Source organism: Parafrankia sp. EUN1f (genome assembly GCF_000177675.1).
Taxonomy (GTDB): domain Bacteria; phylum Actinomycetota; class Actinomycetes; order Frankiales; family Frankiaceae; genus Parafrankia.
The window spans coordinates 1-19534 of record NZ_ADGX01000158.1 but is presented as its reverse complement, the minus strand read 5'-3'; the positions used below and the strand labels follow the sequence as shown (position 1 = coordinate 19534).

The 19534-nt window shown below is 68.7% G+C and carries 15 protein-coding genes and 3 pseudogenes; 7 read left to right on the top strand and 11 right to left on the bottom strand.

Translation table 11 applies throughout. The features are described 5' to 3' along the window. Both FREUN1FDRAFT_RS31495 and FREUN1FDRAFT_RS31490 read left to right on the top strand, forming a co-directional pair. Positions 1 to 339: pseudogene (locus tag FREUN1FDRAFT_RS31495) on the top strand (Hsp20/alpha crystallin family protein); the annotation flags it as partial. A gap of 465 nt (positions 340 to 804) precedes the next feature. Continuing rightward, positions 805 to 1197, top strand: a complete 393-nt coding sequence (locus FREUN1FDRAFT_RS31490) for a J domain-containing protein (RefSeq protein ID WP_006544376.1) — start codon at positions 805 to 807, stop codon at positions 1195 to 1197. Here FREUN1FDRAFT_RS31490 and FREUN1FDRAFT_RS31485 read toward each other — a convergent pair. Next, positions 1187 to 1714, bottom strand: coding sequence for a site-specific integrase (locus tag FREUN1FDRAFT_RS31485; RefSeq protein WP_232295502.1), 528 nt, complete (start codon positions 1712 to 1714; stop codon positions 1187 to 1189). The two genes, FREUN1FDRAFT_RS31490 and FREUN1FDRAFT_RS31485, sit on opposite strands and share 11 nt — an antisense overlap. Before the next feature lie 605 nt (positions 1715 to 2319). Here FREUN1FDRAFT_RS31485 and FREUN1FDRAFT_RS31480 point away from each other — a divergent pair. Continuing rightward, on the top strand, positions 2320 to 3711 hold the full coding sequence (locus FREUN1FDRAFT_RS31480) for an NAD-dependent succinate-semialdehyde dehydrogenase (protein WP_369809840.1): 1392 nt from the start codon (positions 2320 to 2322) through the stop codon (positions 3709 to 3711). 568 nt (positions 3712 to 4279) lie between these two features. On the opposite strand, the gene FREUN1FDRAFT_RS31475 is transcribed toward FREUN1FDRAFT_RS31480, so the two are convergent. The 10 genes and pseudogenes from FREUN1FDRAFT_RS31475 to dnaK all read right to left on the bottom strand — a co-directional run bounded on the left by FREUN1FDRAFT_RS31475 (position 4280) and on the right by dnaK (position 16178). Then, on the bottom strand, positions 4280 to 5452 hold the full coding sequence (locus FREUN1FDRAFT_RS31475) for a zinc-dependent alcohol dehydrogenase (protein WP_006544373.1): 1173 nt from the start codon (positions 5450 to 5452) through the stop codon (positions 4280 to 4282). 102 nt (positions 5453 to 5554) lie between these two features. Continuing rightward, positions 5555 to 6508 carry an SRPBCC family protein gene (locus FREUN1FDRAFT_RS31470; protein WP_050796121.1) on the bottom strand — a complete coding sequence of 318 codons (954 nt, stop codon included), beginning with the start codon at positions 6506 to 6508 and terminating at the stop codon, positions 5555 to 5557. A 605-nt stretch (positions 6509 to 7113) separates the two neighbouring features. Further along, positions 7114 to 8826, bottom strand: a complete 1713-nt coding sequence (locus FREUN1FDRAFT_RS31465) for an FAD-dependent oxidoreductase (protein ID WP_006544371.1) — start codon at positions 8824 to 8826, stop codon at positions 7114 to 7116. 41 nt (positions 8827 to 8867) lie between these two features. Further along, a complete protein-coding gene (locus FREUN1FDRAFT_RS46980; RefSeq protein ID WP_050796120.1) occupies positions 8868 to 9191 on the bottom strand; it encodes an Hsp20/alpha crystallin family protein in 324 nt (107 codons plus the stop codon). Positions 9192 to 9399: 208 nt separating this feature from the next. Further along, entirely contained in the window at positions 9400 to 9663 is a 264-nt protein-coding gene (locus tag FREUN1FDRAFT_RS31455; RefSeq protein WP_006544369.1) for a UBP-type zinc finger domain-containing protein, read from the bottom strand. 188 nt (positions 9664 to 9851) lie between these two features. Next, entirely contained in the window at positions 9852 to 12479 is a 2628-nt protein-coding gene (gene clpB / locus FREUN1FDRAFT_RS31450) for an ATP-dependent chaperone ClpB (protein ID WP_006544368.1), read from the bottom strand. After that, positions 12470 to 12793 (bottom strand): chaperone modulator CbpM, encoded by a 324-nt coding sequence (locus FREUN1FDRAFT_RS31445; protein ID WP_006544367.1) that lies wholly within the window; start codon positions 12791 to 12793, stop codon positions 12470 to 12472. Before FREUN1FDRAFT_RS31445 ends, clpB begins: the two co-directional genes overlap by 10 nt. Continuing rightward, a complete protein-coding gene (locus FREUN1FDRAFT_RS31440) occupies positions 12790 to 13686 on the bottom strand; it encodes a DnaJ C-terminal domain-containing protein (protein WP_006544366.1) in 897 nt (298 codons plus the stop codon). Before FREUN1FDRAFT_RS31440 ends, FREUN1FDRAFT_RS31445 begins: the two co-directional genes overlap by 4 nt. A gap of 1 nt (position 13687) precedes the next feature. Then, positions 13688 to 14284, bottom strand: a complete 597-nt coding sequence (locus FREUN1FDRAFT_RS31435; protein ID WP_006544365.1) for a nucleotide exchange factor GrpE — start codon at positions 14282 to 14284, stop codon at positions 13688 to 13690. A 2-nt stretch (positions 14285 to 14286) separates the two neighbouring features. Beyond that, positions 14287 to 16178, bottom strand: a pseudogene (gene dnaK, locus FREUN1FDRAFT_RS31430) (molecular chaperone DnaK). 617 nt (positions 16179 to 16795) lie between these two features. On the opposite strand from dnaK, the gene FREUN1FDRAFT_RS31425 reads away from it, so the two are divergent. The 4 genes and pseudogenes from FREUN1FDRAFT_RS31425 to FREUN1FDRAFT_RS31415 form a co-directional block, all read left to right on the top strand. Next, entirely contained in the window at positions 16796 to 18841 is a 2046-nt protein-coding gene (locus FREUN1FDRAFT_RS31425; protein ID WP_035955137.1) for an erythromycin esterase family protein, read from the top strand. Beyond that, on the top strand, positions 18834 to 19148 hold the full coding sequence (locus tag FREUN1FDRAFT_RS31420) for a hypothetical protein (protein WP_006544362.1): 315 nt from the start codon (positions 18834 to 18836) through the stop codon (positions 19146 to 19148). Before FREUN1FDRAFT_RS31425 ends, FREUN1FDRAFT_RS31420 begins: the two co-directional genes overlap by 8 nt. A 56-nt stretch (positions 19149 to 19204) precedes the next feature. Next, positions 19205 to 19345, top strand: coding sequence for a hypothetical protein (locus tag FREUN1FDRAFT_RS44445; protein ID WP_006544361.1), 141 nt, complete (start codon positions 19205 to 19207; stop codon positions 19343 to 19345). After that, positions 19342 to 19534 (top strand): annotated as a pseudogene (locus tag FREUN1FDRAFT_RS31415) (hypothetical protein); the annotation flags it as partial. The gene FREUN1FDRAFT_RS44445 and the pseudogene FREUN1FDRAFT_RS31415, both read left to right, overlap by 4 nt.

The window sequence follows — 19534 nt, the reverse complement described above, 5'->3', positions numbered from 1 at the left end:
CCGATCGACGCGTGGCGCGAGGGCGAGGAGTTCGTGGCGGAGTTCGATCTGCCCGGACGTGGACCCGGCCACCGTGGATCTGGACGTCGAACGCAACGTGCTCACCGTCCGGGCGGACGGCCGGCGTTGAACGGGGACCGCGAGGTCCTGGTCGCCGAGCGGCCCCGCGGGGTGTTCAGCCGCCAGTTGATCCTGGGCGACAACCTGGACACGGAGAAGATCACCGCCAGCTACCACGCCGGCGTGCTGACCCTGCGGATTCCCGTCGCCGAGAAGGCCAAGCCGCGGAAGATCGCGATCGACCTGTCCAGCGACGACCGCCGGGCCATCCACGCCTGACGCGGGGCGGGACCGATGACGACCCCGCACGGGGCGGCGCCGGTCCGGCCGGCCTGTGTGCAGCTGGCTGATCTGATCTGCTCCGACCCCGACCTGCTGCACGCCGAGTTCGACGCGATCATCTCGGCCGCGTGGGACAGCGACGTTCCACCGGGCAGGCCAGGGCGGCCAGCCGCGCCGCGGCCACCGTCACCGGGGCCAGCAAGGAGCGCGGGCTGTCCGCGCCGGCAGCCCTGCGGACCGCAGGGCTGCCGGCCGCTCCAACGCCGAGCGCGGCAGCGGGCACCGCCTGGCAGTCCGACCCTCGACACCGACCACACGGCACGACGCAGAAGGGAGTCATAGCCACCGCTCACGACACCAAGAGATACCCTTCAGCACGTCGATTCGGGCGCGGGTCTGGCCCCCGGCCACCCTGACCGGGGCCAGACCCGCCTCCCTATCAGGTCACAGAGGACGCGGCACATGGCCACTGACCACGACCCCTACCGGGTGCTCGGGGTCGAGCCCTCGGCTTCGGCCAGCCAGATCACCCACGCCTACCGCACGCTGATGCGCCGCCATCACCCGGACACCCGCACGCCAGCGCGACAGCAGGCCGCGCAATCCGGCCCCAACCAGGAACACGACGCTGCTCTCCAACAGGTCATCGCCGCCTACACTGTGCTGCGCGACCCCAGCCAGCGAGCCGACTACGACGCCAGCCGCCTCGCACACGCCCGGCGGGATCACGACCGCCTCGCACACGAGCATTCCAAGCCAGCCCGCCGGTCCGCCTGGCACACCGGGCCACCAGTCTTCCTCGGCGACGTGACTGACAGCCACCCACCACCCCGGCTCTGGATCACTATCCGCTGACCCGGCCCCGACCCGCTGGCGACGAACCCGAGTCCGGCACCCACCGACCAGGGGTCGCCGTAGCATTGTTCGTGGAGGTGTTGGCGTCCCCGAGATGGGTAGCCGCGCCGTGCCGGAGCTGGTGCAGGCCCAGCCCGTCGCCGTACTGGCTGAGCAGGATCCACGCCCGGTCGTAGCCCAACCGCGCCCGGCCGGTCTCCGGGCAGAGGTCGCGCGGGGGCGTCGCGCGGCGGTGCGGGCCGGGCCTGGATGCGGAGAGTAACAGCGAGCCGCGTTCACGGCCAGCGATCAGCCGGGGCAGCAGGTGGGCGGTGCCGGTGCCCCAGGTGATCCACATCGTGTCGCCGCCCTTGATGGTGACTCGGGCCTGCTTGTTGGGCAGGTCCAGGTCCTCGATGTTGAGCGCGAGCACCGCCGAGGCTCTGCTGGCGGACTCGTAGAGCATGCGCCACAGCGTCTTCTCTCGCAGCGGGACGTCGCGGCGTCGGCACAGGCGGTCGATCCGGGCCCGTGACACGGCCTTGGTTTCGTCGTTGTGCTCGCGCCGTCGCTCGGCGGCCGCTGGCACTGTCGGCGTGGCCCAGTGCTGCTAGGTGGCACACCAGCCCAGCCAGGAGCCGAGCGCGGCGCGGTTGCGGTTCCAGGTCGCCGGCTTCGCCGCGCCCCACGGCTCGGTCAGTGTCGATCGGAGCCGTCACGTTTCGCGGACGATAGGCGCGGAATCCCAAGATGGGAGGGCCGACCCGGCGACAGCGAGCGACGCGACCCTGGGGAACGTCTCAGCCAGGGCCCATCCGACAGGATTGCCAGCGGATGGGCCATTCGATCGCGCCGGGTTCCTCTGGACTCTGAAGGGGTCGGCGGCTGGCGGGCAGATCCCCTCGAACACGGCGGTGGTCAGGCCGGCCGCGGCACCGTAGACGGCTGCGGCCAGAGACGGCTGCGGCGAGCCGACTGGTCCCGCTCCGATCACGAGCAGATTCCGAAACCCACTGTCCGGGCGCGGTCGTGCTGAGGTTACGCATTCGGCTTTGCCCGGTGTCAGCGGTAAGGACGCATGTGTCCGGAACATCGAGGAGGAACCAATCAGTGTCTACGTCTTCCGCCGTCCAACATAGTTCAATCGCCAGCATTAACCCATATAATGGCGAAATCATGGGAGAATTCCCTCCTATGCGTGAGCAGACCGTCGACCGCGCGGTCCGAGAGGCACATCAGGCATTCCAGTCCTGGCGCGGTACCAGCGTTGACGAACGGGCCGCCCTGGTCGGTCGAGCCGCACAGCTGGTGCGTGAGCGCACCGAGCACCTGGCCCGGCTGGTGACCCTTGAGATGGGCAAGCTCATCCGGCATAGCCGCGTCGAGATTGACCTTTCCGCGCGGATACTGCAGTACTACGCCGACAAGGCCCACGTGCTGCTCGCCGACGAGCCGTTGGATTTCAAGGACGGTTCGGCCGTTATCATCAATGATCCACTGGGGGTGATCCTTGGCGTGCAGCCCTGGAACTTCCCGGTTTACCAGACCGTCCGGTTCGCGGCGCCCAACCTGGTGCTGGGGAACACCGTTCTGCTCAAGCCCGCGAGCAATACGCCACAGTCGGCGCTGGCCGTCGAGCAGTTGTTCGCCGACGCGGGGGCACCGCGAGGCGTCTACACCAACCTCCTGGTTCCCGGCCGCGAGGTCTACCGGGTGATTGAGTCTGATGCCGTTCGGGGCGCATCGCTGACCGGAAGCGACCGGGCCGGCGTCAGCGTCGGTGAGACCGCCGGCCGAAACGTGAAGAAGACCGTCCTCGAGCTGGGCGGCAGCGACCCGTTCATCGTGCTCGATGACAACAACCTCGATCGCACCGTCGAAGCGGCCCTGATCGGCCGCCTCCACAACATGGGGCAAAGCTGCGTGAGCGCTAAGCGGGTGATCGCGATATCCGAGGTATTCGACCGGTTCGTGACCGCGCTGGCCGAACGGATGCTCGAGCTGGTGCCGGGCGACCCCGTTGACGAGGCCACCACGCTGGCACCAGTGTGCTCCGAGCAGGCCGCCCAGACGCTGGTAGACCAGGTCCGCGACGCGCTGGACAAGGGAGCGACCGCGGTCGTCGGCGGCGGGCGCGTCGACCGCCCCGGAGCGTTCGTGCAACCCACGGTCCTCGTCGGCGTGACGCCGAAGATGCGCGCCTATCGCGAAGAGCTGTTCGGACCGATCGCGGTCGTCTATCGGGTACAGGACGATGACCAGGCGGTCTCCTTGGCGAACGACTCGCCCTACGGTCTCGGCGGTGCGGTGTTCAGCAGCGACATCTCCCGGGCGCGTGCAGTCGCCAGCCGGATCGAGAGCGGGATGGTGTGGATCAATCATCCGACGTCATCCGAGCCGGAACTGCCCTTCGGTGGCATCAAGCGGTCCGGCTACGGCCGGGAGCTGTCCCACCTCGGCATCAAGGAATTCGTCAACCGGAAGCTGATCGTGACGATGGGGACGGACGCGCCGATCACCGACGCTCTGGGCTGACGCCCGCTCGGCCGGTGTGCCCCTGCTCAGCTCACTATCTCGCCCGGCTCGCGACCCAGCGCTGCAGCCACAGACCTGAGGGAGACAGACCTGAGAGAGACGTCCGGAGGGTTGGGACCCCATACTGGGCGCCGCTGGGCCAGCGGCACCGTTCGCGTTCGGCCACGAGGTGTATCGACCGACCCTCACTGTCGACGAACCAGTCACCCAGCGGGTGGTGCTCAAGGCGCCGGAGTCCCGGTATTCGATGCTCCGCGGAACCATCTGCGATCAGAACCCCAGCGTCGCGAGCGTCGCGCCTTCGTGCGGTCCTTCGCCTGCGAAAGAGACCTTTCCCACGATTCCCCGGACGACCCACTGCCAGAGGCGGTCGTCCCCGGACGACCCACTGCCCACTGCCAGAGGCGGTCGTCCCCGGACGACCCACTGCCAGAGGCGGTCGTCCGGGGACCAAACCGTTCCTCATCGTCGGCGCCATAGTCGGAGGCTGATACGGCACTCGCGGCCGCGGGCCTCGAGAAGTTTTCGATAATCCTCTTCCAGAAGGATGGGCGAATGTGGTCGATCGTCAGGGGGTCAGGACCACCTTGACGCACTCGTCTTCCTTGTTCTTGAACGTAGCGAATCCCTCGGGCGCGTTGTCGAGGCTGAGACGGTGCGTGATGACGAAGCTCGGGTCAATCTGACCGGCGCGGATCCGGTCGAGCAGTGGCCGCAGGTAGCGCTGCACGTGGCACTGGCCCGCCCGCAACGTCAGTCCCCGGTTCATGAAAGATCCCATCGGGAACTTGTCGACCAAGCCCCCGTAGACACCGACGACGGAGACGATGCCGCCGTTCTTGCAGTTGCGGATGGCCTCGCGAAGGGCGAACGGCCGGTCGCTCTCCAGGCGTGTGACCTGCTTCGCCCGGTCATAGGAGTAGGCGGCCGGCGACGCGTGGTGCGCTTCCAGGCCGACGGCGTCGATGCAGGCGTCGGGTCCGCGGCCGCCGGTCATCTCGAGCAGCGCTTCGCGGACGTCCGTCTCCTCGTAGTTGATGATTTCCGCCCCCGCCTTGTCGCGGGCCATTGCCAGCCGGTAGGGGAAGCGGTCGATCGCGATGACCCGCTCGGCCCCGAGCAGGTAGGCGCTGGCGATGGCGAACTGGCCGACCGGTCCGGCTCCCCAGACTGCGATGACGCTGCCAGGAGTGATGTCGCAGAAGTCGGCCGCCATGTAACCGGTCGGGAGGATGTCGGAGAGGAACAGCACACGGTCGTCCGGAAGATCGTCTTCGATTTTGATCGGCCCGACGTCGGCGAACGGCACCCGTGCGTACTCGGCCTGGCCGCCGGGGTAGCCGCCGAGCATGTGGGAGTATCCGAAGATGCCGGCCGGCGCGTGTCCGAGGATCTTCTCTGCGAGCGCGGCATTCGGATTCGAGTTCTCGCAGACCGAGTAGGTGCCCGCGAGGCACGCGTTGCATCGTCCGCAGGCGATGGGGAACGGGACGACGACCCGGTCACCGACACTGAGGTTCTCGACCTCTCGGCCCACGTCGACGACATCACCCATGAATTCGTGCCCCAGTACGTCCCCCTTCTTCATCGTGGGAACGAATCCGTTGTAGAGATGAAGATCGGATCCGCAGATGGCGGTCTTGGTGATCCGAACGATCGCGTCCTGGCTGTTGAGAATCTTGGGCTCGGGTACCTGGACGATCTCTACCTTGCCCCGACCGAACCAGCAGTTCGCTCGCATGAATCATTCCTCCGAATACTCAGGGGTGTAGCGCTGGCTCCTTTTGACGCTTGTGCTGGGCCTCGACGAGAAACCGGGTGGCGAGGCCAGCCGAACGCACGATCAGCCGAGCGGTTGGGCTGGGTGCTGTCCGAGCAGATGCACGGCGTTGCGGCCTCCGGTCGGACTGCCCTCCGATCGGACGACCTCCCCGGTCTCCATTAGCTGCTTGAAACGCCGCAGATCGTCGGTGATCTGCTGGCTCGGTTCCTCGCCGAGCAGCTTGGCCACCGCGTACCCCGGCGGGCCTCCGGGAATGTTGTATGTCAGGTCGACGTGGACCTCGGTTCCGCGATCGCCCGGTGCTGGCAGGAAGCGCACGGTCCCGGCGTTGTGAACGTGCGAGCCCTTGACCGACCGCCAGGCGATCAGCTCGTCTGGACGATCCTCGACGATCTCCGCATCCCATGCGACTTTCGTGCCGGCGGGCCCCTTGGCCTTCCAGTGCGAGGTTCCGTTGGTCGTGTGCACCGAGTCGAGGTGGTACATGAATGTCGGCAACGCTTCGAAATCACGCCACCGGCGGTAGAGGTCTTCGGGTGTGCGGCGGACCGTGGTGGTCGCCCTCGCCCGCGCTGTATGTCCGGACACGTGTCGCGGGCCGGCGTGACGGCGGGCGGCGATCACATCGAGTACCGTGACGCCGATGACCGAACCGGTGGCGAAAAGCAGCCGGGCCAGCCGCGTGGGCTCGTGGCGGTGCCGATAGACACCGGCCGTCAGCAGCGACAGATCGATGGCATCGCCCCCGACTCGTCCCCACAGCCAACGTCCCGGACGTTCGTCCCCGAAGATCCCGAGGCCGGCCGCCAGCTCGCGCGGACCACACAGGGTCCGCGAGATGACCCGGTTCGTCGCCGAGTTGTCGACGCCGGCGATTCGAGTGATTGCTCCCGGAGTGGCGATCTCGGCCGTGCCCAGTCCGACACTGAACCATCCCAGGGCGGTGCCGAGCCGATCTCTGCGGACCGCCGGACCCTCGTTCGCTCGCGTCTGTCCGTCATCAAGAATTCTCATCATCCATCCTCCAGAACACGCGCTTGACAGCACCCTTCAAACTTTCCGGTGCTTCCGGGGAAACTGTGTCTGGGGCAAGGCGTGCGGCTCCCACCAAGGCCCGGACCTGCTCGGGAGGTTCAGACCCGGGCTGATTGCACTGATGCCGATTCTTCTGGCATTCCAGCTCTCATCGCCGTCGAAACCTCGCCGGTCCCCGGTGTTGTCGCAGCTGGACCTAACCGATCAAAGGCTTCTTTTTGACCGCTATTCCGCTTCGGCGAGGGCCGAACTGGAATGCCGCGAATGCCAGCTCCTGTCGTTTTCCGGAGGCAGGGGCAGGCGTGGCCCGCGCGATCCGCGGCACCGGCTGGCGCGACCCGCGACGCCAGCCGGGCGGCCTGGCCGGGTGGCCAGCGTGGTGAATCACCGACCGAACGGGTCGGCGCGCTGCTGCGCTACGCCCTTCCGACGCCCGGCCGCGCTGCTGCGCTACACCCTTCCGACGCCCGGCTGAGAAACGACGCCCGGCTATCGTCGGCGTCCGACCGGGAAGGACGTGCGGTGGCAGGCGGTGGCAGGCCGGAGCGGAAGTCCGCCGGCCGACCTCCCACCGAATCGGATGGCTAGGCACGGTAGAGCCGTTCGTGGACCAGACGGACGGCCATGGCGCCCTCGCCGACCGCGGAGGCCACTCGCTTCACCGATCCGCTGCGTACGTCCCCGACCGCGAACACCCCGCGACGGCTGGTCTCCAGCACCAGCGGGCAGGGATCGGGCGATCCGTCGCCGGCCATGCTCGGTTCGGCGGCCGGTTCGGCGTCCACCCCCGTCCGGACGAATCCCCGGTCGTCGAGCGCGACCTGATCGGCGAGCCAGTCCGTGTGCGGGCGGGCCCCGATGAACACGAACAGGGCCCGGGCGGGCACCTCCTCCTGCGCGCCGGTCTGCTTGTCCTCGAGGATCACGGCCTCCAGAGTGCTCCCTCCGCGCAGGCCGCTGATCTCCCGGTGCCGGCGCACCTCAATGGACGGGATGCGGACGATCTGGTCGACGAGGTAGCGCGACATGTCGCGGCTCAGATCACCGTGGCGGACGCACAGTCGCACGAAGCCGGCGTGCTGGGCCAGATACAGCGCCGCCTGTCCGGCCGAGTTGCCGCCGCCTATCACAACGACGGGATCACCTCGGCAGGTCTGGGCCTCGACCAGCGTCGCCGCGCGGAAGACGGACGTGCCTTCGAACTCCTGCAGGCCGGGCACGTTCAACTCCCGGTACCATGCCCCGGTCGCGATTACCACGGTCCGCGCAGCCAGCGTCTCACCATTGTCCAGGGTCACCTGATGCAGCCCGTCGTTGCGGCCGAGGGCCACGGCCCGGGAGGGCATGCTGAAGCAGGCTCCGAACTTCTCCGCCTGTAGGACCGCTCGTTCGGCCAGATCACCGCCGGAGATGCCGGACGGGAACCCGAGATAGTTCTCGATCCGGGGGGAGGTGGCGGCCTGCCCGCCAGTGGCGAGGCAGTCCAGCGTGACGGTCGCCAGTCCTTCAGATGCCCCGTACACCGACGCCGCCAGGCCGGCGGGACCGGCGCCTACGACGATCAGATCCCAGGTGGATCCCGCATGGGCGGGCACCGGCAGTCCGACCGCACGCGCGAGCTCCGCGATACTCGGGTTGCGCAGCACCCGTCGTCCCCAGACGACCACCGGGGTGTCCGCCGGTTCGACGGCGAGGGTATGCAGCAGCTCCTCGGCGGACGGGTCGTTTTCCAGACAGACCCACTGATGCGGCAGCCGGTTGCGCGCGGCGAAATCCCGCAGCCGGCGGGCCTGGGGGCTGTAGCGGGACCCGACGATGCGCAGTCCCGCGCCCAGGCCGATGAGGAGCCACCGGCGCACCAGGTAGGCCCGCAATATTAGGTCCCCCAGGCCAGGATCGGTCGCCACCAGCCGCCGCAGCCGGTCCAGTGGGACGGCGAGGACCTCGCCAGATTTCCGGACCACCACGGAGGTGAAGGCCGTCTGCCCGGAGAGCAGGCTGAGCTCACCGAGGAAGCGACGTTCACCGTGCAGGCTGATCTGCCGTTCGCGCGCAGTCCCGTAGCCATCGACGGAAGCGACCAGACCGGACAGCACCACGAAGAAGTCGGTCGTCCGGTCGCCTTCCCGAAACAGCAGGTCCCCGACCGTGGTGGGGCATCGTCGGCCGACGGCCTCGAGTGCGGCGAGTTGGTCGACGCCCAGATGCGGGTAGGCCCCGTGGGTGTCCGGCGTCTCGGTGATCTGCCCGGCAGCCGCCGGCCCGGCGCCGCCGATGTCCTCCTGGCTGGGCTGCATCGGATCCCCCATTCGCCATCAGGATCGACGGAAATCGATGATCAGAGCTCGGACCCGGACCCGGCGCCGCCAGTCGACTGATCGACGAAGGGCGAACCGGCGGAGGCGGTCTGGGTGCTGGACGCCCCGGCGTCGGACGCTTCGACCGCAGGGGCGTAGGCGCCGGCACTCTGGCCGGATCCGGCCGGGGACGAGGTGGTCGTGGGGCCGGAGATCTTGTGGCGGGGCTGACTCCTGCGGGCCTTGGCCAGCCGGACGGGCAACAAGCCACTGTCCAACGTCGCGGGAACCGTATCGGGATCGACACCTCCGGGCAAGGCGATCTGGTGTTCGACGTGGCCTACCCGCCGGGTGGGTAGATTCATGATCCAGACCTTCCGGGCGTAACTCATGGTCGCTTTTTGACTACATAGGCCATGCTTCTCTGGGCGTACCTCGATGGCAACCGCAGCCTCCGGGACGAAGGGGTGAACCTGCGCAGTCCGGGCACCTCGGAACAACCAGGCCGTCCGGAGTGGACGGACCGGAGAGTGCCGGACTGCCGGACGGGGAGTGCCGAAGTGGACCTCGTCGTCAGACGTAGACCTCGTCGACGTAGCACCACCGCCAGTCCTCGCCCGGCTCGAACGACTGCGCGATGGGATGCCCGTGCGCGTGCGCATGGGCCCGGGCATGCCGTAGTGGCGACGAGTCGCAGCATCCGACATGACCGCAGGTCAGACAGAGCCTCAGGTGCACCCAGGAGGAGCCGATCCGCAGGCATTCGGCGCACCCCTGTGGGGTGAGCGGTTCGACGGGACGCACCAGACGGAGATGCGGATCAATGGCGATGGTCATCATCTTCTCCGAACATCGACTGTTCTACAGTGACGACGTTGTGTTCCGCCGTGAAGGCGGTCCGGCTAACCGGGCACGCCGAGTCCGGCGCCACGTCCGGTACGGTCCAGCGCGACGTGAACGCCGAGGTCGACGGTGTCTGCAACGCCGAGCACGGGGAGATATCGCGCCCGCGGCGATCTTCGCCGTCATCCCCGTTGCATCGCGGGCACGTCGTGCGTGACAGCGAGACGGCCCTCGATCAGGTCGACGGTAACGCGGGAGCCGTCGGTGAGGTCGCCGGCGACCAGTGCCCGGCCGATGCGGGTCTCGACCTCGCGTTGGATGTACCGCCGCAGCGGCCTGGCGCCGAAGACCGGGTCGAATCCTTCGCGGGCGATGAACAACCGGGCCGACTCGGTGATCTTAAGGGTGATCTGGCGGTCCGCGAGGCGCCGGCGCAGGTCCTCGACGAGCAGGTCGACGACCTGTTCGATCTCGGTCAGGGTGAGCGGCTTGAACAGGACGATCTCATCGAGCCGGTTGAGGAACTCGGGGCGGAATCGTTCCCGCAGGTCGGCCATCACCCGGGCCCGCGCCTCGGGTTCGATGTCGCCGTCGGGCGTCACCGCGTCCATCAGCCACTGCGAGCCGATGTTCGACGTCATGATGATCACTGTGTTGGTGAAGTTGACGGTTCGGCCCCGCGCGTCGGTCAGCCGGCCGTCGTCCAGGACCTGCAGGAGCGTGTTGAAGACATCGGGATGGGCCTTCTCGATCTCGTCGAAGAGGATCACGGAGTACGGCTTGCGGCGCACTGCCTCGGTGAGCTGCCCGCCCTCCTCGTAGCCGACGTAGCCGGGAGGAGAGCCGATCAGCCGGCTGACTGTGTGGCGCTCCTGGTACTCGCTCATGTCGATGCGGATCATCGCCTCCTCGGAGTCGAACAGCGCCTCGGAGAGCGTGCGCGCGAGCTCGGTCTTCCCGACGCCGGTCGGTCCCAGGAAGATGAACGACCCGACCGGGCGCCGGGGGTCCCTGATACCGGAGCGCGCGCGGATGACGGCGTCCGCGACCAGGCTGACGGCCTCGTCCTGGCCGACCACCCGCTGGTGCAGGACGTCGTCGAGGCGCAGCAGCTTCTCGCGCTCGCCCTCGACGAGCCGGGTGACGGGGATGCCGGTCCAGCGGGAGACGATGTCGGCGATCTCCTCCTCGGTGACCAGTTCGCGCAGCAGTGGTTGCCCGTGCTGGCGGCCGGCCAGGCGTTCCTCCTCGGCGGCCAGGCGGCGTTCCAGTTCCGGGAGTTGGCCGTGGCGCAGCTCGGCGGCCGTGTTGAGGTCGTAGGCACGCTCGGCTTCGTCTGCGCGTCGGCGGACGTGCTCGATCTCCTCGCGCAGCTCCTGGACCTTGCGGATGGCTTGCCGCTCGGACTCCCACTGCGCGCGCATCGCGTCGGCCTCCGCCCGCAGGTCGGCGAGCTCCTTGCGGAGCTGGTCGAGCCGGGCGACGCTGGCCGGGTCGCTTTCCTTCGCCAGCGCGGCCTCCTCGATCTCCAGCCGGGTGACCCTGCGGGTGATCTCGTCGAGCGCGGTGGGCATCGAGTCGATGTCGGTGCGGAGCATGGCGCATGCCTCGTCGACGAGGTCGATCGCCTTGTCGGGCAGGAACCGGTCGGAGATGTAGCGGTGCGACAGCACCGCCGCCGCGACCAGCGCACCGTCCTGGATCCGCACGCCGTGGAAGATCTCAAAGCGCTCGCGCAGTCCGCGCAGGATCGAGATGGTGTCCTCCACCGTCGGTTCGTCGACCAGCACCGGCTGGAAGCGGCGTTCGAACGCGGCGTCGGATTCGATGTGCCGGCGGTGCTCCTCGACGGTGGTGGCGCCGATGAGGTGCAGTTCGCCGCGGGCGAGCATCGGCTTGAGCATGTTCCCGGCGTCCATCGATCCCTCGGCGGCGCCGGCGCCCACGACAGTGTGCAGTTCGTCGACGAACAGCAGGATCCGGCCTTCGGCCGCCTTGATCTCGCTGAGGACGGCCTTGAGTCGCTCCTCGAACTCGCCCCGGTACTTGGCTCCGGCGACCAGCGCCGCCAGGTCGAGCTGGAACACCGTCCGGTTGCGTAGTCCCTCAGGTACGTCGCCCCGGTGGATGCGCTGGGCGAGGCCCTCGACGATCGCCGTCTTGCCGACCCCCGGGTCCCCGAGCAGCACCGGGTTGTTCTTCGTCTTGCGGGAGAGAATCTGCACGACCCGGCGGATCTCGGAGTCGCGGCCGATGACCGGGTCGAGCCGGTCGTCGCGGGCTTCCGCGACCAGGTCGCGGCCGTACTTCTCCAGCGCCTCGTAGGTGGCCTCGGGGTTCGCCGACGTCACCCGCTGGTTCCCACGGACCTCGGTCAGCGCGGTGAGCAGCTTCTCCCTGGTGAGGCCGTTGTGGGCGAGGATCCGGCCGGCGGCGCTGGACTGTCCCTCGTCGACGAGGGCGAGGAGGAGGTGCTCGATCGACACGTACTCGTCCTTGAGTCGACCGGCCTCCCTGCTGGCGGTGTCCAGGAGGCGGGACAGCCGCTGGGTCACATACACCTCGCCGGGTCGCGCGCCGGGGCCGGAAACCTTGGGACGGCGCCGCAGTTCGCTCTCGACCGCTTCGGTGACGGCGGCGGGGTCCCCGCCCGAGGCGATCAGCAGGCGACGCGCCAGTCCCTCGGGTGGTTCGAGCAGCGCGGCCAGAAGGTGTTCGCCGTCCACCTCGACATGGCCGAGGTGCACCGCTCGTGCCTGCGCGGCGTCGAGAGCCTCGCGGGACTTCTCGGTCAGCTTGTTCATGTCCATGGATGCACCTCGCCTCGGGCGGGTCGGGCACGGAGGAGCCGTTCGAGTTCGTCGATCCGGTCGAGCAGGTCGAGCACGACCCCGGTCGCCGTGTAGGTGATGCCGAGGTCGCGTCGCAGCCGTTCGATACGGCCGGCGCGTGCCACCGCCGTCGCCGTGAGTGTGTAGTGGCCGGCGTGGTCGATCTCCGCATCGAGGAGAGCCAGCGTCACCAGCCGTCGGACGAGTTCGGGATGCAGGTGCGCCGCGGCACAGAACGCGTCCAGCTCGAGGCCCTGGGTACGGGTGCCGGCGTGCACGAGCAGCGTCGTCATGGCCTCTCCCTGGGGTTGAAGGAGGAGACCTCGGCGAGCTCGCGGAAGAGCTCCGTCTCCCGCGGAGTGGGGTTGGTCGGCACCATGATTCGGGCGTGCGCGTAGAGGTCGCTGGCACTGTCACCGCGCCTCGAATCACGCGCCGGGCGGGGCAGGCCCTTGCCGCGCAGGCGGAGCTTGCGGCCGGTGGAGGTGCCAGGCGGGACGGTGACGGTCACCTGCTCGCCGTCCGGGGTGGTGATGGCGACCTTCGTGCCGAGCACGCCCTCCCACGGCGCGAGGGGCAGATCGGTGTGCACGTCCCGGCCTTCGACCCGGAATCGGGGATCGGGCCCGAGGCGAACCACGAGGTAGAGGTCTCCCGGATCCCCGCCGTCCCGGCCGCGCCCGCCCTGGCCCGCGAGCCGTAGCCGCTGCCCGTGGGTCACTCCGGGCGGGATGGTGACCTGGACCTCGGCTTCCTGGTCGGCGCCGGACACCGGTCCCGCCCGGCCGCGGCCGTGGAAGAATCCGCCGCCCGTACCGCCGAACAGATCCTCGAAATCGAACCCCTCGAACCGGAAACCCGGACCGTTCCCGGCGCCGGCACGCACCCCGGCGCCTGCGCCTGCGCCTGCGCCCGCCCATCGTTCGGCGCCTTCGGCCATCCGGCGGAAATCCCCGCCGAACCGGTCGTAGCGCGCGCGGGTGTCGGGATCGGAGAGCACGTCATACGCCTCCGACAGGTCCTTGAACCGCTCCTCGGCCCCAGGATCAGAGTTGATGTCGGGGTGGTACTGGCGGGCGAGTTTCCGGTATGCCCGCTGGATCGCGTCGGCGTCGGCGTCGCGGGGAACCCCGAGGATCCCGTAGAAGTCCTCGCTGGCCCGATCCGTGGTCCGCCCGCTGCTCATGTCACGATGCTTCCGTTTCGGTATCCGGCCCTCGTCCGTTTCCTGGTTCTGATCCGCTGTCCCGCCTCGGCCCGTTGGTCACCTTTGCTCCGTTGGTCGGTTTCGGTCCGGCGCTCACGGCCACGGACGCGGGACGGAGCACGCGGCCGTCGGCCTGATAGCCCGGCCGGAGCACCTCGACAACAGTGCCCGCCGGGGGCGGACGGGGCGTTGAGCCGCTGTCGACGACGGCGCCGACTTCGTGACGGGTCGGGTCGAAGGCGCCGGTCTCGTCGTCGAGCCGAGTGACCCCGGAGCTCCGCAGCGCGTCCAGAGCGAGCTGGTACACCCCGCGCACCCCGTCGACGAGCGAGTCGGGATCGGCGTCCGCGTGTGAGAGGGCGAGCTCGAGATGATCCAGCACCGGCACCCACGCGAGGACCACGCGATCCCGCTCGGCTGCCTTCGCAGCGCCGATCTCGAGTCCGGTCCGCCGACGGTAGTTGTCGAAGTCAGCGAGAATCCGCAGGTTTCTGGCCTGGCACTGCTCGAGTTCCGCGGCGAGGTCGGGTGCCGGGGCGGTCTCGGGCCGCTCGGCATCCGAGCGGTTCTCACCCATCGTCACGCGTGGTGGAAGTCGGCGTCGATGACGTCGTCCCCGCCGCCCCCACCCCGCCCCCGGCACCGGCAGCGCCGCTGGCCGCCGACGCCGCCTCGCGCTGCGCGACGGCCGGAAGGCCGTAGAGGACCTGCTGGAGATCGTTGATGACCGGCCGGACGCGGTCGACGTCGGCGTGCTCCTCCAGCACGCGGCGGGCATCGGCGACGAGCTGTTCGGCGCGGGCCTCCTCGTGCACGGGGACCTGGTCGCCGAGTTCGGTCAGCCGCTGCTCGACCTGATAGACGATCGCGTCGAGCTGGTTGCGGGCGTCGGCGTTCTCGCGCAGCCGGGCGTCCTCAGCCCGGTTGTGCTCGGCGTCGGCGACCATCCGCTGGATCTCGTCCTGCGGCAGGTTGGTGTTATCCGAGATGGTGATCCGCTGTTCGGCGCCGGTGCCCTTGTCCTTCGCGGTCACGTTGAGGATGCCGTTGGCGTCGATGTCGTAGGTGACGTCGACCTGTGCCTGGCCGCGCGGAGCGGGTCGGATGCCCTCGAGCCGGAACCGGCCGAGGGTCCGGTTGTCAGCGGCCATCTCACGTTCACCCTGGAGCACCACGATGTCGACGGCCGACTGGTTGTCCTCCGCCGTCGAGAACGTCTCACTTCGGCGCGCCGGGATGGTGGTGTTGCGCTCGATCACCTTCGTGCTCACGCCGCCGAGCGTCTCCACGCCGAGGGAGAGCGGGGTGACATCCAGCAGCAGCACGTCGGAGACCTCGCCCTTGATGACCGCGGCCTGGATGGCGGCGCCGACGGCGACGACCTCGTCCGGGTTCACCGTCATGTTCGGTTCCTTGCCGGCGGTCAGCCGGCGCACCAGGGCCTGCACGGCCGGCATGCGGGTGGCGCCGCCGACGAGGATGATCTCGTCGATGTCGTTGTCGGAGATCTTCGCGTCCGCCATCGCCTGGCGCAGCGGCGGCATGCACCGCTCGAGCAGATCGGCTGTGGTCTTCTCGAACTGCGAGCGGGTGATGGTGGTGTTGAGGTGTTTCGGGCCGTTCGCGTCGGCGGTGATGAACGGCAGGTTGACCTGGGTCTGGGAGACAGACGAAAGCTCGACCTTCGCCTTCTCGGCGGCTTCGAAGAGCCGCTGCAGTGCCTGCGGATCGTTGCGCAGGTCGATGCCGGTCTGGTTGCGGAACTCGTCGGCGAGGAAGTCGACGAGGCGGCGGTCCCAGTCGTTGCCGCCGAGATGGGTGTCGCCGGCGGTCGCGCGTACCTCGACGATGCCGTCGCCCACGTCGAGGACGGAGACGTCGAAGGTGCCGCCGCCCAGGTCGAAGACCAGGACGGTCTCGTGCGACCTCTTGTCCATCCCGTAGGCCAGCGCGGCGGCGGTGGGCTCGTTGATGATGCGCAGTACGTCCAGGCCGGCTATCCGGCCGGCGTCCTTGGTCGACTGCCGTTGCGCGTCGTTGAAGTACGCCGGCACGGTGATCACGGCTTCGGTGACCTTTTCGCCGAGGAACCTGGCAGCATCATCGACCAGTTTCCGGAGAACCATCGCCGAGATCTCCTCGGGGGCATACTCGCGCCCACGAACGAAGATCCTTACTGCGTCTTCCTTCCCGGTGGTGATGTCGTTCGTGACTGTCTTCAGCTCGCTCGTGACCTCGCTGTACCGGCGGCCGATGAACCGCTTGACCGCGGTGATCGTACCTTTGGGATTCAGAACCGCCTGACGGCGGGCAAGTTCACCCACCAGCCGCTCGCCGCTCTCCGTGAAAGCAACGACCGAAGGCGTCGTGCGCGAGCCCTCAGAATTGGGGACAACTGTCGGCTGGCCGCCCTCGACGACGGCGATGACCGAGTTCGTGGTCCCCAGATCTATTCCTACTGCCTTTCCCACGATGACCTCCCGGTGGGAGCCTTCTGGTGGAAGTGGCGGAGCCCCGGCGGGCCTCACGGCCACGGTAGGACCGGCCGGACGAAGAGCGCAACACGCCGCCACCCGGCAAACCAGTGCAAGACGGCGGAGCAGAGGCCGAAACGTCCGCACGACGCGCCAACCGCGCGTTTCGGCCCGGCGGACGATCAATGTCAGGTCCGGCCGCTCCCGGCGGACGAGAGCCACCGAACTCGGTCTCCGCCAGGAGCCGGGCCGCCTCGTCCGCCACGTCGGCATCGACGAGCAGGTCGTAGCGATCGGCAATCAGCGCCGACACGGAGACGAAATCCCGCTGGCCCCGGCTGAACGCGGACATCAGCAGACCCGTCAGAGCACCGAGGCCAACGTTCACGTAGCCAGAATGAAACGGGTGGGCCGGTTCCGCAAGAGATCGGTCCTCGACGTCACATAGACGCTATCTCAGCTATACGACTGCATGCTCCCATTCCTCCGCGTGGGGCCGCGGCAGCCCGCGGAAAGACGGCGGGGAGATACCCCGCGGACCAGCGATGTGGTTTCTGCTGGCCGCGAGGGGGCATCACGCCATCTTGGTCGCCGAACAGGCAGGATACAAGGTCATGTCGAACAACCGCGTGTTTCGTGACCGCCGGGATGCCGGCAGATTCCTGGCGGGACTTCTCGACCAGTACCGATGCCGTCCTGACGTGTTGGTCTTGGGGCTGGCGCGGGGTGGGGTGCCGCTCGCCTACGAGGTCGCGAAGGATCTCGCCGCGCCCCTCGACACCTTCGTCGTCCGCAAGTTGGGGGTGCCGGGCCAGGAGGAACTGTCGATGGGCTCGATCGCCAGCGGCGGGGTGCTGGTTCTCAACGACGACGTGGTCCGCGGCCTGAATCTCTCCTCCGAGGTGATCCGGCGGGTGGCGGAGGCCGAAGGCCGTGAGTTGCTGCGCCGAGAGCAGATGTTCCGGGACGGAAGACCGGCGATGGACGGCTCGGGGCGGATTGTGATCGTGGTCGACGACGGCCTCGCGACGGGTGCGAGCATGCGTGCCACTGTCCTGGCACTGCGGCGGTCGCGGGCCGCGCGGATCGTCGTCGCGGTGCCGGCGGCGCCCGCGTCCACCTGCCAGGAGCTGCGGGCACTGGCCGACGAGGCGGTGTGCGCGACCACGCCGTCGCCGTTCTTCGCGGTCGGGCAGGCGTACTGGGACTTCACCCAGGTGACGGACGAGGGGGTCCGTGATCTGTTGCATGCGGCGGCGATCTCCCGGCTTCCCGATGGAGCAGGGGTGTTCTGCACCGAGGCGGCGATCGTCCGTTCCGAGATCGTCCAGGTTAAGGACGGGATCCCGTCCGACGACGTCCTTTTCGATCTGGTCGGGGACGCGGATCTGGTGCTGATCGGTGCGGCGTCGCACGGCACTCATGAGTTCTACGCCGCCCGCGCCGCGATGAGCCGGCGCCTGATCGAGGAGAAGGGGTTCGCCGCCGTGGCGGCGGAGGCGGACTGGCCGGACGCCCTCCGGGTGAACCGGTTCGTCCGCGGCCATGGCGAGGATGTGACCGCCGAGGAGGCGTTGCGTGGTTTCGAACGCTTCCCGAGCTGGATGTGGCGCAACACGGACGTGCTCGACTTCGTCGGATGGCTCCGTGAACACAACGACCGGTTCGGCGGGCACGAGTCGGCCAAGACGGGCTTCTACGGACTCGATCTGTACAGTCTCTACCGCTCCATCCAGGAGCTCATCTCCTATCTTGAGCGGGTGGACCCGGCCGCCGCGGCGCGGGCCCGGGAGGGTTACTCCTGTTTCGACCACTACGGCGACGGTTTCGACGGCCAGGTGTACGGCCAGGCGGCCGCGTTCGGGGCCGGTGAGACCCGCGAACAGCAAGTGGTAGACCACCTCGTCGACCTGTATCGGCACGCGGCCGACTACGCCCGGCGGGATGGGCGGCTCACCGAGGACGACTACTTCTTCGCCCGGCAGAACGCGCGGACCGTCCACGCTGCGGCCGACTTCTACCGGTCGATGTTCGCCGGCGGGGTCTCGTCGTGGAACCTGCGCGATCAGCACATGGCCGACACCCTCGACGCGCTTGCCTGCCATCTTCGCCACCGGCGGTCCGGCCCGGCGAAGATCGTGGTGTGGACGCACAACTCCCACGTCGGCGACGCCTCCGCGACCGAGGTCGCGGCCCGCGGCGAGAGGACTCTCGGTCAGCTCGTCCGGCACCGCCATCCGGGTGACTGCCGGCTGGTGGGCTTAACGACCTACGCCGGTGCCGTCACGGCCGCCGCCGGGTGGGACCGGCCGGCCGAGCGCAAACGAGTCCGTCCGGCCCTCCGCGGCAGCCTCGAGGAGCTGTTCCACGAGGTAGGAGAAAAGGAGTTCTTCCTCTGCCTCGGGTCCGCGGCCTGGGCCGCCGGGACACTGACCTCAGCCCGCCTGGAACGGTCGATCGGCGTCATCTACCGCCCCGAGACCGAACGGCAGAGCCACTACTTCCGCGCGCGGGCCGCCGATCGGTTCGACGCCGTCATCCACATCGACGACACCCGCGCCGTCGAACCCCTCGAGCGAACCGCGGGCAGGAATTGTGGCGGACCACCGGAAACCTCCCTTCGAGGCATGAAAGGCCACTTTGAGGAGTCATATGTCTGAGTGGCGCTCGACCACCGACCGGGACCTTCGACGGGAGCACGGCGCAACGGACGGGGAGGGACCGGCCGCCGCAGCCACGCCGGCCTCCGATCGTAGGGACGCGTTCGAACTGACCGCGACTCCTGATTTGACCGAGATACCCGACCTGTGCGGGGCGTATCCCAGGCTGTCCGACGATCAGATCGCGGCCCTGGCCGTCCGTGGGGAACGGCGCCAGGTCCGAGCGGGCGAGGTGCTGCTCCGGGAGGGGCGTCCGCCAGGCACCTTCCCGGACGATCTCACCGATCAGCGACGGCCGAGCGCCTGACCATCCCCCAGCCCGGCCCACGCCGCACGCCGCGGTTCCGGTCAAGCCACACCTCGATGTCGCTCGACGCCACAGCCGATTCGTTCGACCGCCGGATGTGCCCGATAAGCGACGCCGTCGACGGGGACAACCAAGGCGATGCCGCGTCGAAGTCCGTCACGCGGCTCGTCGAGAAGCTGAAGGAGCTCAGCTGGTGAGAGCCATCGTTCGGGTCGCCGGGCACCGCAACATCACGCCACACGACTCCGAGTACATCCATGCGAAGCCGCAGGTCGGTGACGTCGCCCGCCTGGTCGTGGCCACGGCGCGGGGACAGCCGGAGCACGCGGGGGTTGCCCGCATCGTCCGTGTCTCCCCAGAACGGGAACTTCATCACGGTGGACGGC